The following is a 17,238-nucleotide window of genomic DNA, read 5'->3' as shown; positions in this document are numbered from 1 at the left end:
GATGTCATTTAAACAAGGTATATCGAAACTATTCGCGTTATTAACGTTAAAAACCCTTTTTATTGTTATAGGCATCATTGCCATTGTCGTCTGTGTTTGGTTGGCTGGTCCTCTCATTGCTATTGATGGCGTCACACCATTAGCAAGTGTGATGAATCGGTTGGTTTTTTTAGCGTTATTATTTTTATGTTGGGTCGCAAGCTTACTCGTCAAAAAGGTTTTAGTAAAACGCCAAAATAATAAGTTAGCTCGCGAGATGATCAAAGGGCAAGACAATGAAATAGATGATATTGCAGCAGAGCAAGATATTTCAGCGATTGAAGACAAACTTAAGCAAGCGATTAATATTTTGCGCACCGCTAAATTGAGCAAAGGTAAAAGTATTTATCAGCTACCTTGGTATGTGCTTATCGGCCCTCCGGGTTCGGGTAAAACGACAGCATTACAGCAATCTGGACTGCAGTTTCCTTTGCAGAAAGAAATGGGTGTAAACGCACTGGCCGGTATTGCTGGTACTCGGCATTGTGATTGGTGGTTTACTGATAAAGCTGTATTAATTGACACCGCAGGACGTTATACGACTCAAGACAGTCGGAGTGCGACTGATTCAAGAGCATGGTTTGGCTTTTTAGGGCTGTTAAGACGTTATCGTGCAGAACAACCTATCAATGGTGTCCTCATTTCGATGAGTTTGTCAGATTTATTAACCTGTACGCAAACAGAACGTAATCTCCATGCGCGTGCAATTAAGCAACGAATTCAAGAATTACAAAATCAATTGAGCATGACTTTTCCGATATATGTCATTTTCACCAAAGCCGATCTCGTTGCTGGTTTTAATGAATATTTTGCAGAGTTGAGTGAGGAAGAGCGTGAACAAGCGTGGGGCTTTACGCTACCGATGGAAAGCAGTGAAGATACACAAGGTGTCGTGTCACTCTTTAATAAAGAATTTTATCAACTTATCGTTAAAGTTAATGAAGGCATGTTACAGCGCTTAAATGGTGAGCGAGACCCAAAAGTCCGTGCGCTAATTTATGAATTTCCAAAACAGTTACGCATGTTGCAAGGGGCCGCAGATGATTTTTTAAAAGAGATATTTGCACCCAATGCATTTGAAAAATTACCACTATTACGTGGTGCTTTCATCGCGAGTGGTCATCAAGCGGGTAACCCGATCGATCGCGTGAGTAGCCAAATGGCGAGTGGTTTTGGTTTGAAACCAAGTGCCCCTCTGTCTATTAATCATAACGAACCGAAAGGTTTTTTCCTTAAGTCTGTACTTAACGATGTCATTTTTGCAGAGCAAAATATTGCAACTGTTAATACTGAGCACGCGCGTCATAATCGTTGGTTACGTCGTACTGCAATTACATCGATTTGTGTATCTTCGGCTGTATTGGGAGCAAGCTGGTGGGCAAGTGCAAATTGGAATCAAGCCTTATCTGCACAGGTTAGCGACGGTGTCGAGGCATTTAAACAGAATGCAAATGGTGGTTTAACTGAGTCAAGTGATCTCATTACGTTAGCAAACGGATTAACGATTCTACGTAATCTTCCAACGGGCTATGAAGGTAATTTGCCTGACGGTTGGCCGAATCATTTAGGCTTGTATCAAGGTGACCGATTAGGGCAGGCAACGAACGAAGTGTATCAACGGGCATTGCAGCAATATTTATTGGCATATGTATCGAAATCGTTAGTCAGCGATATGGCAAACAATAAAACACATATTGATTATTTATATGAAACCTTAAAGACTTACTTAATGTTGTTTGAGCGTGAATACTATAACGCAGAGCAAATTAAATCATGGTTTTCATTCCACTTAGAAAATAATATCCCTGGTGATGTTAACAAAGTAATGCGTTTAGCGCTTAATGAACATTTAGAAGTGTTATTAAGTAGTAGCGCGATAGAACCTGCATATAACGAGCTGGCTGTAAGTGAAGCGAGAGAAATTCTACTCTCAGTGCCTTTAGCTGAACGCGCGTTTGCTCGAATTCAACAAAAGTCAAAGCAACATCAGCTCGGTGAATTTAAGCTCACCAATGTCTTACCAAATGAAAGCATAGGGCTGTTTTATCGCCACAGTGGTGAGTCGATGAGTAAACCGATACCTGCGCTTTTTACTTACGAAGGTTTTTATAAAGTATTCCTCGCGGAACACAAAAAAATCATTCAAGTATTAACAAAAGATAGTTGGGTTTATGGTGATGAAGTTAAAGGTATGGGGGATGATGTTGAAGAGCAAATTATTAATCAGGTCAAGGAACGTTACTTCAAAGAGTACAGTTATTATTGGCGTGATTTAATTGATGATGTTGCACTTAAACCATTTGACACCGCATCACAAGGTGCTTACACCACTAAGGTGTTGACGGGACCGGATCAAGCAATACAAAAACTATTAACAGCGATTCAAGATAATATTGAGCTAACTAAGCTACCAGCATCAGAAGCAGCGGGCAAAGCGGGTGAGGTAGCAGGAGCGATAGCCGCGCACAAAATGCCAAGTACGACCAACCGCTTCCAGCAGTACATGCCACAAGATGTCAGCATTAATATCGCATTACCTGGTGAATCGGTTGAAAACGTATTTCCAGGGATATTGGGACTGGAAGATACCGATGTATTACAAGTTCAAACACAGATGAAGAAGGTGCATGCACTTTTAGCGAAACTGAGTCGAGGTCAAACGAGTGGAGACAAAATAGTTCGACAGCATGTAAACCTAAGACAAGCCGGAGAACCTCTTGCTGAGTTGGATAAGCTTGTTGAAGATCTACCATCGCCTTTTGCTGCAATGGTTAAAGGTGTTGTCGAAAGTACAACACAAATATCATTGCAAAGCTCACGTTATCATCTGAATGATGTATGGCAAGGTACGGTATATAACGAATATAAAAAACGTATACGTGGGCGTTATCCGTTTAAGCGTAATGCGCAGGATGAAGTTAGGATCAGAGATTTCTCTCGCTTCTTTAGCCCCGAAGGCACCATGTCTAAGTATTTTGAGACTTACATTAAACCTCATGTACGAATGGGTGCTAGACGTTGGACCTTTAAGAATAATATTGGTTTAAGTAATAAGTCTTTAGCCGTGTTCCGAAAGTGGTACAAGATCAAAAATGAATTTTTTGAATCAGGTAGTACGCCAGAGATAGAATTTGCATTGAAAGCAAACTACTTAGATCGCGATATGCAGCAAATTAAGCTGCAAATTGATGACCAAAATTTTGTTTATCGTCATGACCCAATAAGAGTGACTGAATATCATTGGCCAAGTTCGGCAAACTTCGCACAAACCCGAGTGATATTTACACCTGCAAACTACATGCGCACGGTCGAAAAGTCATATGAAGGTGATTGGGCTTGGTTCCGGTTCTTAGATGACATCGTGGCTAAGCGACCAAAAACCCTAAGAGATAACATGTTAGAAATTGAAATTCAGGGTCATGTAGCGAAGATTCAGCTGATCGCTGGTAGCGCTTCGACCCCATTTAAAACACGTGAATTGGAGGCGTTTTCATGTCCGGCCAAGCTGTAATAGACGAACAATTAATGAATAGTGCCAATATGAATACTAAAACGGTTGATATCATCACGGGATATTGCGGGAAAATTCCGAGTTTAGGGGATTTTGTTAGCCTAGGTCTTGATTCAAGCTTAGAGCAATCTTGGAACGAATGGGTGCAAGCAGCACTTGCAGTCAGCCGAGAAAAATTGCAAGGCAAGTGGCTAGATAATTATTTAACGTCACCTATTTGGCATTTTGCAGTGAGTGGCGGCGTGTGTGCAGATCGAAGTTTCGCTGGCACCTTGATCCCAAGTGTGGATAACGTCGGGCGATATTATCCGTTTACCTTGTTCTATCAAGCGGATCTAGACCCACTACAGTTCTGGCAGAAACAGGCATTTTTTCAGCAAAACGAACAGCAATTGTTAACGATATTAGATGACAACTGTGTCTTGCTGAATTGGTATAAAAAGCTAGCACCGCTAAGCCTTGATGTCACACCTATTACATCCTACAAGCAAACTTTGCTATCTCCGAATAGCCACCAGCAAAATTGGCTGCTAACGGCGGTAGGAGAGCAAACGGGAGATATTGGGAGTGATCAACTTGGTTTATTACAACAGACATTAAATCAGCAGTTTAATCGTTATAGCATATGGTGGACAGCGGGTTCAGACAAGATTGATCCTTGTACATTAGTTTTTTCTGGGATGCCAAGTGCAGCCACTTATGCTGGCATGCTAGATGGTAATTGGACTCGGTATTAAGAAGGGTAAATCGAGATGTTAACAGAAATAGTTTTACAATCTTTTGGTCAAACTCATGTTGGCGCTGTGAGAAAAATAAATGAAGACAGTTTATTGGAATACCCAGAGCAAAATATTTGGGTGGTTGCTGATGGCATGGGTGGACATGAGGCAGGAGATGTGGCGAGCCAAATCCTTGTCGAAACAATCAATACTTATATTAATGAGAACGCCTATCGTGGCATTACCGTTGACGTATTAAAGCAAGCGATACTGACAGCAAACGAAAAAATCATTGCTTATAGTCATAGCCAACTTGCAGGGAAAACCGCAGGTTCAACCGTTGTTTTACTCTGGATTGATCGTAATACCGCACATTGGTTGTGGGCTGGTGATAGCCGAGGTTATTGCTTTTACCATCAAGATTTAAAGCAAATTACACGAGATCATTCCCATGTGAACGAATTAATCGACCAGGGAGTGTTGAGTGCTGAGGATGCTGAAAAACACCCGATGGGTAATGTCATCACTCGTGCGATAGGCGTGGTTGAAGATATCGAAATTGATCATGTGACACATCCGATTATCGAAGGTGAAATGCTATTACTCTGCAGTGACGGCTTAACTGGTGAGTTATCCGACGCAAGTATTGCGCAGCAGTTACAGCAGCATAGCGTAATAAACGCCGGTTCATCGCTCATGCACGCAGCACTGGGTAAAGGAGCAAAGGATAATGTCACCTTAATCTTAGTGTCGGTAGCGCGACAGAATCAGCTTAACAGCGCTGAAAATGATGATCTTACCGTACCGTTATTTAGCTAAATTGTAGTGCTTATCGACCTTACATGGATGTAGTAGATGTCAGTATTAAACCAAGAAATTATCGAAGATGTAGTAAAGCCCATTAATGGCGAATTGTTGTGTGGTATTGATCCTCGCACTGACACGTCACCTTTGTCTCAATACTATCGCTTGAAAGAAATTCGTACACGCACTCGTGCAAATGAACGAAATGCATTAATTGGCATAGATGGTGATGAAACGACGGCTGACTTTGTACGAGAGTGGCATCCGATCAAAGATGAAATACCACAAATACTCGTTAGTGAGACGAAAGATCTTGAGTATTGTGCTTGGTTAATTGAAGCGCTATGCCGTACCGATGGTTTTGCCGGATTAGCGATTGGTTTCAAGTTGGCACACCAACTGATTTGTCACTTCTGGGATGGATTGTATCCAAGTCCCGACGAAGATGGATTAGAAACTCGTATTGCACCGTTGCTTGGACTTAATGGTTTTGAAGGGGAAGGGGTATTGTTAATGCCAATCTTATCCATCCCTTTAGTTGAAACTTTATCTGGTGAACGGTATGCAACATGGCAGATTGAACAAGCAAGCCAACTAAACAGCTTAAGCGCAGATAAACAAAAAGGTAAAATTGAAAGCGGTGCTATTTCATTGAAACAGATTAAGGAAGCGTTAACCGAAATCGGCGATGAAGAATTAATTAAACTAAAGCACGATATTGAAGACGCCATTTCGGCCTTTAGTGAATTGTCAGAAAAAATGGATGAAGTGATGTCAGGTAATGCGCAACCGACGTCAAAAATATCTGAAAAATTACAAAATTGTCAGAATATTTTTACCTTTATTATGACAGAACGTTTTAACGTGATTAATGCGCAGTCTCAAATCGAGATTGATAAATCTGAGTCAATTAATGATTTAGATAGTGATGATACGGCTGATGTATCAGACTTAAATACCGAGTCCGAGCCCACTGCGCGTGTTAATCCGACGAATGGTTATGACTTTGTGCAAATGGAACAGTCGTTGAATAATAGGCAAGAAGCGATTAAAGCATTGCATAAAATTGAACAATATTTTCGTACAACAGAGCCTCACTCTCCAATTTCATACGCGATAGCACAAGCGATACGTTGGAGTGAACTTAGTTTGCCTGAGCTACTCGCAGAATTAGTCAGTGACCCCAGTGCGAGAACAGATTATTTCAAACTTACTGGCATAGCCCAGAGTGAAGAAACATAAAAGATTAAACTCAGCAGTAAATACCAATACATAAGTAATGATAATCATTACCTCATAATTTAAGGAACAGCTATGGAAAGCGTACAGTCAAAATTATCACGAGTTCGTACCCCACGGGTACATATTACCTATGATGTTGAAACCGGAGGTGCAATTGCTAAAAAGGAATTACCTTTTGTGGTTGGCATTATGGGTGACTTTGCGGGAGAAAACAAAAGCTCGTTAAAACCATTAAAAGATCGTCGTTTTGTTCAGATCGATAGAGATAACTTTGATGATGTATTAAAGCGAATGAATCCGAAATTAGAATTTAAAGTAGACAACACCTTGATCGATGAAGATGGCCAAGAAATGAGTGTTAGTCTTGAGTTTAATTCGCTAGCCGATTTTGAACCCGCTGCAATTGTTAACCAAATTGAACCATTACGTAAATTAATGGAAACACGTAATAAGTTACGAGATTTAATGACAAAAGTAGATCGTTCTGAAGAGTTAGAAGATATTTTAGAAAAAGTATTAAGCAACAGTGCTGATTTAGACAAATTAGCAAATGAGTTAGACCTTGGGGAGAAAGCATAATGTCAGATTTTGCAGCAGCACAAGAACTCGAGTCAGCAGAAGAGCAAGTATCAATACTTGACCAAGTCATCGGAGCAACAAAGCAAACCGAAGTATCGCGTTCGGAAGAGTTGATCAAAACCTTAACGGAAGAAGCGTTGAAGGGGACGGTGAGTTGGAATAAAAACTTAACGGTTACATTCAATGAATCGATAGCAGCACTGGATGAGAAAATTTCAAAGCAATTAGCGAAGATTATGCACAATGATAAATTTCAAAAGTTGGAAGGATCATGGCGCGGCGTTCATAATTTGGTTACAAGTACAGATACAGGCGGTACGTTAAAACTGCGTTTAATCACGATAACTAAAAAAGAGCTGCATAAAGATTTGAGTAAAGCGGTTGAGTTTGATCAAAGTCAGATCTTCAAAAAGGTGTATGAAGGGGAATTTGGTATCGCTGGTGGTGAACCATTTGGTGCTATTGTCGGTGACTATGAATTTAGTAATCACCCAGAAGATATTGAATGCCTTTCACTTATGTCTAATGTCTCTGCGTCTGGTTTCTGCCCATTCTTATCCGCATCTGCGCCTGAATTATTTGGTTTTGATTCATGGAATGAAATGGATAAACCTCGAGATTTAAGTAAAGTATTTGAGTCATTGGAATACACCAAATGGAATTCATTCCGTGACAGTGCAGATTCGCGTTTTGTTACGCTTACTATGCCACGTGTTTTAGCGCGTCTACCCTATGGTGAAGCAACGTCGCCAGTTGAGGAATTCCGTTACGAAGAATTTGCGCTGTCAGAAGATGGTCATATGTCTCAGTCTGCTGACAATGATAACTATTGCTGGTCAAATGCAGCCTATGCGTTAGCATCTCGCCTTACCGAAGCATTTTCAAAATATGGATTTTGTACTGCGATCCGTGGTGCAGAAGGCGGTGGTAAAGTAACTGGTTTGCCTACGCATACTTACATGAGTAGCGATGGTGATCCAACGCTAAAATGCCCAACTGAAATTGGTATCACCGACCGTCGTGAAGCTGAATTGAGTAAACTTGGCTTCTTGCCAATCTGCCATTATAAAGACAAAGATTACGCGGTCTTTTTTGGTGCACAGTCTTGTCAAAAAGCCGCTCAGTTTTCTGATCCTAATGCGCAAGCAAATGCGTCAATTTCCACTCGTTTACCTTATATTATGGCAACCTCTCGCTTTGCGCATTACCTTAAGGTGATGGGCCGGGATAAAGTCGGTAGTTTTGCAGAAGCGAAGGATCTTGAGAATTGGTTGAATCGTTGGATCTTAGGTTTTGTTAATGCCTCTGAAGGTGGTGGTCAAGAAATTCGAGCGAAATACCCACTGGCGGATGCGAAAGTTAAAGTCACAGAAATTCCGGGTAAACCTGGTAGCTATAACGCTATTGCATGGATGCGACCTTGGCTACAAATGGAAGAGTTAAGTTCGTCACTACGTCTTGTAGCCAAAATCCCAGAAGGTAATTAATCGTTATAATAACAAATAGTAAGCAGGTGTGTTTAACCTGCTTACTTTCAATATATGCATATTGTTAAAGGAGTAACATGATGCAGCAAACAGTTATCAAACAACCCGAAACAATCAATATACAAACGTCGACTACTAGAAAGAAGAATACTAAGGGTCAAACGAATAGTGCTTTTATACTGAATCCAGCTGATTTATTACAGCAAGAATTTTTGCAACAAATGGATGTTGAAGACGATATCATTATTGAAGAATTATTGGTTTGGCTCGTAGACAATGGATTAAAATCAAATGGAAATATCAGACTCGAACTTAACGCAACGCTAACTCAATTATTAACAGATTTAGATAAAGCGTTGAACATGATGATGAACAATATTATTCATCATCATAAATTTCAACGACTTGAGGCGAGCTGGCGAGGCGTCCATTATCTTGTTCAGCAAGAGCAAGCGATTGATCGGGAAGAGATAATTAAAGTCAGTATGCTCAGTATTTCATGGCAGGAAATATCACGAGACTTTAGCCGTGCCATCGAATTTGATCAGAGTAACCTTTATCGCCTTATTTACAGTAACGAATTTGGACAAGCAGGAGGTCAACCGTTCGGATTACTGCTTGGTGACTATCAAATTACTAATCGAATTCAACCGGGAAATGCGTTATCAGATATTGATATCCTACGTAATATGACGCAAGTTTCAGCCGCGGCATTTGCCCCCTTTGTTGCTTCTGCAAGTCCACAACTGTTCGGCGTTAATACCTTCTCAGAATTAGGCTTAGGTATTGATCTCAACGCTCATTTTGAACAAGTTGAATATATACAATGGCGACGGTTACGTGAAACAGAAGACGCTCGATATCTTGGGTTAACAGCGCCGTATATGTTAATGCGGCGTCCTTATTTGGATGACGGTCGTTTTCATCATCAATTTCGTTTCCGTGAACGGATTAAGGATGCTGAAAAAGATAACCTATGGGGCAATATAGGTTACGCGTTTGCCGTCATATTAATGCGATCTTTTGCAAGTTCAAAATGGTTTGCTCAGATCAGAGGGGTAAATCAAGGTGAGATAAATCGTGGCGTGGTTGATCAATTTCCTCATCATTATCTTGGCGCAGAGTCATCACTGAATATGAATAATGATGTGTATAAACGCCGCAACGAAATTCCATTGAATATGTTTGTGAGTGATAGATTAGAAAAGCAATTTTCAGAAGCTGGTTTTATTCCGTTGTCAATTTTACAACACACAGATAAGCTTGCTTTTTTCAGTAACTCATCAGTACAGAAAGCGGTAAATTATATCCATAACGGTATACAAGTGACTGCCGATACTAAAGTGGCACAAGTTAACGCTCGACTCGCGACTATGTTGCAATACATTCTCTGCGTATCACGGTTTGCACATGCAATTAAGGTGATTGGCCGTGAAAAGGTGGGCAGTTATTTGACTGCACAAGAGATACAAAGCGATATTCAAAAATGGTTGCAGGGATACACAGCTGCAGCGGGAAGTGCTTCAGATGAAGTCAGGGCAAAACGTCCTCTGTGCGAAGCACGGGTAGAAGTACATGAAGTGAAAGGGAAAACAGGGAGTTTTTATTCTGTCATTCACTTAAAACCACATTTTCAATTAGATCAAATGGTGTCATCTATCCGTTTAATTACGGAACTGGCAGCAAGTGACGTCACGGTTTAGCTGTTACGTTAAGCTAAAATTTGAAAAAAATGAGACATGCATAAGGATATGAACATGCAAGAAATAAAACAGTTAGTTGAAACCGGTAAGTTACAAGACGCAATCGCGTATTGTCAGGCAAGGTTAAAAAAACAACCACTTGATACTGATATTCGCAGTGCTTATATCGAGCTGCTATGTATTAATGGTGAGCTAGATAAAGCCGATAAACAAATTAACTTGTTAACCAATCAAGCCCCCGAAACGGCGATTGGTGGTAAAAATGTCCAACAACTTATTCGAGCGCAGCAATCTCGCGTTGACTTTTCGCAAGGTGGGGCAACGGCAGAAGTATTTAGTGATGCAGACGCAGAGTTAGAAGCCATTGTGACACTGCAAGTCGCCATTAAAGATAACAACCTAGAAGACATCATGACTCAATGCACGGCTTTAGAATCTGCGCGTTATCAGCATAGTCCTACTAAACCACGGGATCTTGATGACAGTTTGGCTGGCTATTTAGAAGTGCTTGGAACAAATGGTAAATTTTACTTAGTTAAGTTCTCACAAATCACCATTCTGGAATGGCAACCTGCAAGTTCGATCCTAGAGCAAGTATGGCGTCGCGTTCATATTGATATCGAAAACGGACCAAGTGGTGATGCATTCATACCTCTCACTTACCTAAGTAGTCAATCAGACGCTGAAAAGCTTGGGCGTGAAACGGATTGGCAATCAATGAATCAAGCAGCAGGTGAAGGCCAGGCTATGTATCAAGGTGTTGGTCATAAAATGCTATTAATTGGTGAATCAGCTGTTCAGCTGACAGATTTTTACTATGACCAAGAGAATAAAGACAACCATGATAGCCAAGACGTAAATATAGGCGTGTCATCACAAGCTGAGTTAGCTTAATGGCCGTTCATAATAAGCAGCTTATTGAAGCGTCGTTATTAGATAAGCTTATCGATCTAGAACCGAATATCAGTAATGCACAAGAGAAACGCACAGGCATAACAGTGCGGTCATTACGTCGTTCAATGAAGCGCGACCTCGAAAATCTATTAAATTCGAAGGTGAAATGGATGAGCTGGCCTCATTATTATCGTGAGCTTGACGATTCGTTATTTAACTATGGACTTCCGGATTTTTCGGGGCTTCCAGTAGGAACCCTTGATGGAAGACTTGCATTATGCGCTCAAGTTAAACAAACCATTATGCGTTTTGAACCACGTATTATCGAAGTGAATGTAGAACCTGTCGATATCAATGATGACATCGACCGATCATTAAAGCTAAGAATTGAAGCTTTAATGCACGCAGATCCGCATCCGGAATTAATCAGCTTAGAGTCTGAAGTTGAACCTGTTTATCTGGGTATTTCGGTAACAGATAATCTGTACTAATTTTCCAATTTATAATCGAAACGGCAGCAAATAAGTAATTATTTTTTGTCATTGGTATCGCTATAAAAATAACCATAGGCTGTATATATGAGTGATGATTTATTAAGTTATTATAATCGTGAATTAAGTTACCTGCGACGAATGGGCGCTGATTATGCTAAAAAATACCCTAAAATAGCAGGTCGATTAAAGCTTGATGATGATTCAGTCGAAGACCCGCACGTCTCTCGGTTACTGGAAGGCGTGTCGTTATTAACTGCACAGATTAGACAAAAACTTGATGACAGTTTTCCTGAATTAACTGATGCGTTATTAGGGCAGCTTGCACCCGATTATCAAGTTACGATCCCGTCGCTTGGTATTTGCCAGCTTAATGTAAACGACATTGTCAGTAATGGTAGCTTATTTGAGCAAGGTAGTCGTGTTGTTACCCATGTCGCTGGCTACAAGGCTTGTGAGTTTACAACGTGTTATAACACGGATGTTAAACCATTAAAAATCGAAGATATTTACTTTAAGAATGCACCTTTCAATGCGCCTGACTCACCTTGGAGCACCAAACCTAAATCCGTCTTGCAATTCACGCTAAAACATTTTGTTGCAGGTGATAATTTATCGCTGGTTAATCCAGACAAATTACGCTTTTATCTTGGTGGTCAACTGCAGCATGCATTTTTACTGTATACACATTTATTTCAGCATCTTATTGGTATTGGTATCAGTGCCAAAGACGGTTTAAGTCACTGTAAAACACTCGAATCAAGGCATCTTTCAGCAGTCGGCTTTGGGCATGACGAATCTGTTTTACCTTATGGTAATAAGTCGTTTGATGGCTATCGATTATTAGTCGAGCAGTTTGCTTTCCCACAAAAGTTTTTGTTTGTTGAATTAGTCGATTTGCTTTCTAAATTAACACCAGAATATGAAGATGAAGTACAGTTTCACTTTTATTTTTCAGCGTCCTCGTCAGAGCTTGAGTCAAATATTAATCAGGACAGTCTTAAATTAAACTGCACGCCAATCATCAATTGTTTTGAACAGCAGTTAGAGCCCGTTGTATTAGATCCCAGTGTATATGAATATCGGATTGTTGCAGATAACCGCGATGAATCATGTTCTGAAGTCGTGTCGATTACGGACGTTGCCTTGTATGATAGCGAGATGGATAAAATCAGGCTCGGTCCTTTTTATAGTCAGACTCATCCACGTTATCAAGACGTGAAACATTTTTGGGTTGCAAGGCGTGAGCATTCAGATTGGTCTGGTGGCGTTGCACAAAAAGGCACAGAGTTATTCTTATCAGTCGTTGATCGTGAGTTTAATAGTTTTACGGGTATCGCGGCAAATGGCAGTCGCCAGCGTTTAAGTTTACACGGGCTTTGTTCTAATCGTAACTTGCCAGTACAACTGCCTTATGGTGGGGGAAACCCAGTATTACATACGCCATCCGGTGGTCACATGGTACAAAGTGCCACTTGCATGACAGCTTTCACCGCAGCAGTCAGACCTGAATTAGGTAAAGCAACCCGTTGGCAGCTATTACGTTTAGTTAGCCTCGAGCATTTCTCTGGGAATGGAGGTCGAGATAAACTACGTGATTTATTACACCTATTTAACTTTGCAGACAATGCGGCCAGTAATACACAGATCCAACATATTGAGGGATTAACGATTACGCCTTCTACAGCCAAGTTACTGATACAAGGTCGCATGGGCGTTTGCTATGGTAGTGATATTAATCTAATACTCAATCCAGCGGGTTTTCCTGACAATGATTTATTCTTCTTCGCGACAATCTTAGATCGTTTCTTTGCATTGTTTGCTGCAATCAATAGCTTTACCCGTCTTAAGGTCACTTGTAACGGCAGTACGCAGTTATATCATCAGTGGCCAGCGCGGATTGGTGAACGTGCTTTATTATAAGCTGAGGGAATCGATATGTTAGACAACGATTTAATACAATACCCGCAGGATTATGATTTTTACCAAGCCGTGTATGCATTGCAAAACCGTGCAAAGCGGGCTGGTTTTGAGCATGGTGCTATTGGGCGTGATAACTTTCCGAGTCTTGAAGCTGTTCGTTTTTCTGTCGCTCAACAAGTGGGTTATGCTGGCGCACCAATTAATAAGGTTTCTGAGGTTACTGACAGTCACCAGTTAGATCTCGCCGTCACATTCTTAGGATTGACGGGAATGAATGGGGTACTGCCATTTCATTATACCGAGGCCATACTCCAGCGAATTCGGCATAAAGATCATGCATTGTGTGATTTTTTTGATATGTTTAATAACCGCATTATTGCCTTGTACTACCGCAGTTGGGAAAAATACCGATTTGCAATAGGGTATGAACAGAATGCGTGCAAGCCAACAGATCCAATTAGTGTGGCACTCAGTAATTTAATCGGTGCTGAAGACGACCTAGCGTTATATTTCGCCAGTTATTTTAAACATGCTATCCGCAATGAAGCCAACCTGCGCAACATGTTGCAAGAGATCGTTGATGGTGAAGTTGTCATTAAGACACTACAAGGTCAGTGGGTTAACATGGGCGATGATGAAGTTACGCAGTTATGCTCAAGGCAGCAACCTGAAGGGGCATTTGCCTGTTTAGGGGTTAATAGTATGCTTGGTGAGAATATGTGGGATCTTAGCAGTAAGATTGATATCGTGATCAAACCCAGAAATGGCAGGGATTTTGACCAGCTAAAACCTAATTCTGCAACACGTAAGGTAATTGAAAAGGCAGTTTCCAGTTACCTTGGACCCGCAGTTAAAAGTTCTTTAAAAGTGGAAGCCAATTATGATGCGATCATAAAGCCGCGTTTAGGCGCTGTCGAAATGCAGTTGGGGGCTGGTGCGATGTTGCTGCATGATGACACTCTCAATCATCAATCGAGAACGGTTTGTTTATAATACGAACTGAAACTTTAATTGACACCTAAAACAAATCATTATAAATCAATATTTTAATGAGATTGTCATATTCGTCACTTACTCTTTCATCACCTGATCTAGATTCGATCTTAATGGAATGAAATGACGTCAAGGAGTTGATGCAATGAATAATGTTTTTTTTAAAACAGTGGTGGCAGCGAGTTTATTAGCCGCATTAACCGCATGTGATAATGAAAGTGACAATGTGAATGTTGATGATCATTTAAATTACAGCACTTGCGCAGATGCGGGTGATGCATGCCAGCGTTTTACCTTATTACACACCAATGATAACCATGGTCGTTTCTGGGAAAATAGCCATGGCGAATATGGTATGGCAGCCCGTAAAACACTGATTGACGCGATCACTACTGAGGTCGAGTCTGCAGGAGGTGAAATATTATTGTTGTCTGGCGGTGATATTAATACCGGCGTGCCGGAATCAGATTTACAAGACGCGAGGCCTGATTTTGTTGGTATGAATCTTATTGGTTATGATGCGATGGCTGTCGGTAATCATGAATTCGATAATCCATTATCTGTGTTAGAAATGCAGCGTGAGTTAGCTGATTTCCCAATGTTAGCGGCGAATATTTATGATAACGAAACGGGTGAGCGTTATTTTGACCCTTATAAAATATTTGAGATTAACGGTTTACGCATTGCGGTCATTGGTTTAACAACCGAAGATACAGTGAAAATTGGTAATCCTGAATATATCAGCGGACTGAGGTTTACCGACCCTAAAGTTGAAGTTCAGCAGGTTATTAATGAAATTAACGCCGCTAATAGTGCCGATGTGATATTTGCGACGACTCATATGGGGCATTATGCCGACGGTCAGCATGGCAGTAATGCACCGGGTGATGTTGCACTTGCTCGCGCTTTAAACGAAGGCGCGCTTGACGCTATTGTTGGCGGTCATTCACAAAATCCTGTTTGTATGGAAGCGAATTCGAACGACTATGCTGATTTCCAACCGACCGGTGAGTGTATTCCTGATAAGCAAAATGGCACCTACATAATGCAAGCCTTCGAATGGGGTAAATATGTAGGTCGAGCTGATTTTGAATTTTATAATCAACAACTACATCTGGTTAATTATCGATTAATCCCGGTAAATATTAAAGTGAAGAATGAAGAGGGCGAACGTGTCTTAGTTGCAGATCCAATTACACCTGATGCGACTGTTAAAGAGATCTTATCCCAGTATCAGCAAAAGGGACAAGAAGAGCTTAATGAAGTCATTGCGACAACCGATGCACTATTTGATGGCGAACGTGCAAATGTGCGAACCCAACAAACTAATCTTGGTCATCTCATTGCGACAGCGCATATGCTTAAGGTCAATGCTGATATTGGTATTATGAACTCTGGTGGTGTACGCGCATCAATCGAAGCTGGCGATATTACATATAAAGATGTACTAACCGTGCAACCTTTTGGTAATACATTAACTAAAAGCACGATGACGGGTGCTGAAATAACCGCTTATCTAAGTGATGTTGCAACGAAGCAAGTGGGTTCCGGTGCCTATGCGCAATTAGTTGGTGTATCGATGAGTGTTGATTGCCAAAACCAAAGCGTGTCTATTTCCGATATCAATAATAAAGGGTTTAGTGAAACCGAGAGTTACAGTTTCACTGTGCCAAGTTTCAACGCGGCTGGTGGTGACGGTTATCCCGTTATTGACCCTGTCATGACTGGCTATGTTGATGCTGAAGTATTGTATTCATTCTTTAAACAAAGAACCAATATTGTTGCGAGTGAATTTACACCTTCCAATCAGGTGGTTTACACGAATTCAGACAGTGTTAACGGTTGCTTGATAAACGAGTCGAAAGTGACTCGCTTTAGGCGGTATCAGACCTGAGGTTACTTGGTTGGGTATGCCGAATTTATTTCATCAGCTAAACGATAACCAGCTTGAGATAAACGCTGTTTAACGTCTTTAGTGCCTTGCTTATAGTATGCAGTACTTGGTGTTGTGTTTTTCTTCACACTGTATCCGAAGTCTGCCATTTTATAGCTTTCTTGTATCCACTGATTGATATTACCAGTAGTACCTAGTTCAAACGACTTTTTAGGGTGCGTTTTCTGTAGTATTACTGCCACACCATGGATATCATAAAGCGTGTCAAGGAAACCCATACCACTGTCCCATAAATGGTGGAGATCGTGTTGTGGAATATTAAGCGTATACTTATTCGCACCTAGGTCACTATTACAGCTGTTAGCGGAAATGTCGCTGCTAATTGAGTGCATTGGTTGGTGTGAATCGCCAGCAAGGTGGCTAATGAACATCATGCTTGCCGCTTGATGATTTACTTTGAAGCTTTCAAATAAGCTTTTAGATACGACTTCCACATTTGGAATGTGAATAAAATTACATTTACTGCTTGCTGGATACGCTTGGTTAATATAATGCCAAGCACCCGTGGTTTTTTCATCCCACTGGTTTAACGATGCCGGTATTTGTTCGCCCATCGATTCCCAAATGTTTTCTGCTGGAACCTTACGAATCAAATCCGGTACCATAGCGAGTTTTGCAAACTGACTTGCACCTTCAAAAGTATCCATTTTGTTTTTGATATCTTGAGGCATTGAGCGATATGCTTTTTCTGCTAACACGTCAACTTGTGCGCGTGCTGTGTCAGATAGATTATGGTAGGCCATTTCTGCAACGATTACATGTCCTTGGTAGTTCCATGCGCTTGCAGCCTGTGGGAGCAGGGCTAATAGTACAACAGATGATGCAATCAGATTTTTATTCTTCACGTTCGTCTCTATTTTATCGTTCAATAAGATAGGTTCCGATTAGGCATTTTTATG

The 17,238-nt window shown here is 40.9% G+C and carries 13 protein-coding genes; 12 read left to right on the top strand and 1 reads right to left on the bottom strand.

All coding sequences use genetic code 11. The features are described from left to right. The first annotated feature begins 1 nt into the window (after position 1). The 12 genes from tssM to ushA all read left to right on the top strand — a co-directional run bounded on the left by tssM (position 2) and on the right by ushA (position 16,279). Entirely contained in the window at positions 2-3,550 is a 3,549-nt protein-coding gene (gene tssM, locus HWV02_RS12335; protein ID WP_211687980.1) for a type VI secretion system membrane subunit TssM, read from the top strand. Beyond that, a complete protein-coding gene (gene tagF / locus HWV02_RS12330) occupies positions 3,532-4,287 on the top strand; it encodes a type VI secretion system-associated protein TagF (protein ID WP_211676110.1) in 756 nt (251 codons plus the stop codon). The genes tssM and tagF overlap by 19 nt, the downstream gene beginning before the upstream one ends. A 15-nt stretch (positions 4,288-4,302) precedes the next feature. Beyond that, entirely contained in the window at positions 4,303-5,088 is a 786-nt protein-coding gene (locus tag HWV02_RS12325; RefSeq protein WP_211676109.1) for a Stp1/IreP family PP2C-type Ser/Thr phosphatase, read from the top strand. A gap of 36 nt (positions 5,089-5,124) precedes the next feature. Beyond that, the gene (gene tssA, locus HWV02_RS12320) at positions 5,125-6,315 is read left to right on the top strand and encodes a type VI secretion system protein TssA (RefSeq protein ID WP_211676108.1); all 1,191 of its coding nucleotides are present in this window, start codon (positions 5,125-5,127) and stop codon (positions 6,313-6,315) included. A 72-nt stretch (positions 6,316-6,387) separates the two neighbouring features. Further along, entirely contained in the window at positions 6,388-6,894 is a 507-nt protein-coding gene (gene tssB, locus HWV02_RS12315; protein ID WP_211676107.1) for a type VI secretion system contractile sheath small subunit, read from the top strand. After that, positions 6,894-8,381 carry a type VI secretion system contractile sheath large subunit gene (gene tssC / locus HWV02_RS12310; protein WP_211676106.1) on the top strand — a complete coding sequence of 496 codons (1,488 nt, stop codon included), beginning with the start codon at positions 6,894-6,896 and terminating at the stop codon, positions 8,379-8,381. The genes tssB and tssC (HWV02_RS12310) overlap by 1 nt, the downstream gene beginning before the upstream one ends. 77 nt (positions 8,382-8,458) lie before the next feature. Next, positions 8,459-10,084: a type VI secretion system contractile sheath large subunit gene (gene tssC / locus HWV02_RS12305; RefSeq protein WP_211687978.1), complete on the top strand. Its 1,626-nt coding sequence runs from the start codon at positions 8,459-8,461 to the stop codon at positions 10,082-10,084. Between the two features lie 54 nt (positions 10,085-10,138). Further along, on the top strand, positions 10,139-10,978 hold the full coding sequence (locus HWV02_RS12300) for a type VI secretion system accessory protein TagJ (protein WP_211687976.1): 840 nt from the start codon (positions 10,139-10,141) through the stop codon (positions 10,976-10,978). Then, positions 10,978-11,469, top strand: a complete 492-nt coding sequence (gene tssE / locus HWV02_RS12295) for a type VI secretion system baseplate subunit TssE (protein WP_211687974.1) — start codon at positions 10,978-10,980, stop codon at positions 11,467-11,469. The genes HWV02_RS12300 and tssE overlap by 1 nt, the downstream gene beginning before the upstream one ends. Positions 11,470-11,556: 87 nt before the next feature. Further along, positions 11,557-13,392: a type VI secretion system baseplate subunit TssF gene (tssF, locus tag HWV02_RS12290; RefSeq protein ID WP_211676102.1), complete on the top strand. Its 1,836-nt coding sequence runs from the start codon at positions 11,557-11,559 to the stop codon at positions 13,390-13,392. A 15-nt stretch (positions 13,393-13,407) separates the two neighbouring features. After that, the gene (gene tssG / locus HWV02_RS12285; RefSeq protein WP_211687972.1) at positions 13,408-14,385 is read left to right on the top strand and encodes a type VI secretion system baseplate subunit TssG; all 978 of its coding nucleotides are present in this window, start codon (positions 13,408-13,410) and stop codon (positions 14,383-14,385) included. A 145-nt stretch (positions 14,386-14,530) separates the two neighbouring features. After that, on the top strand, positions 14,531-16,279 hold the full coding sequence (ushA, locus tag HWV02_RS12280; protein WP_211687970.1) for a bifunctional UDP-sugar hydrolase/5'-nucleotidase UshA: 1,749 nt from the start codon (positions 14,531-14,533) through the stop codon (positions 16,277-16,279). Between the two features lie 2 nt (positions 16,280-16,281). Here ushA and HWV02_RS12275 read toward each other — a convergent pair whose 3' ends face one another. Beyond that, positions 16,282-17,184, bottom strand: a complete 903-nt coding sequence (locus HWV02_RS12275; protein ID WP_211687968.1) for a S1/P1 nuclease — start codon at positions 17,182-17,184, stop codon at positions 16,282-16,284. Positions 17,185-17,238: the final 54 nt, after the last annotated feature.

Source organism: Moritella sp. 28, assembly GCF_018219435.1.
Classification (GTDB): Bacteria; Pseudomonadota; Gammaproteobacteria; order Enterobacterales; family Moritellaceae; genus Moritella.
This window is presented reverse-complemented; position numbering and strand designations above follow the sequence as displayed.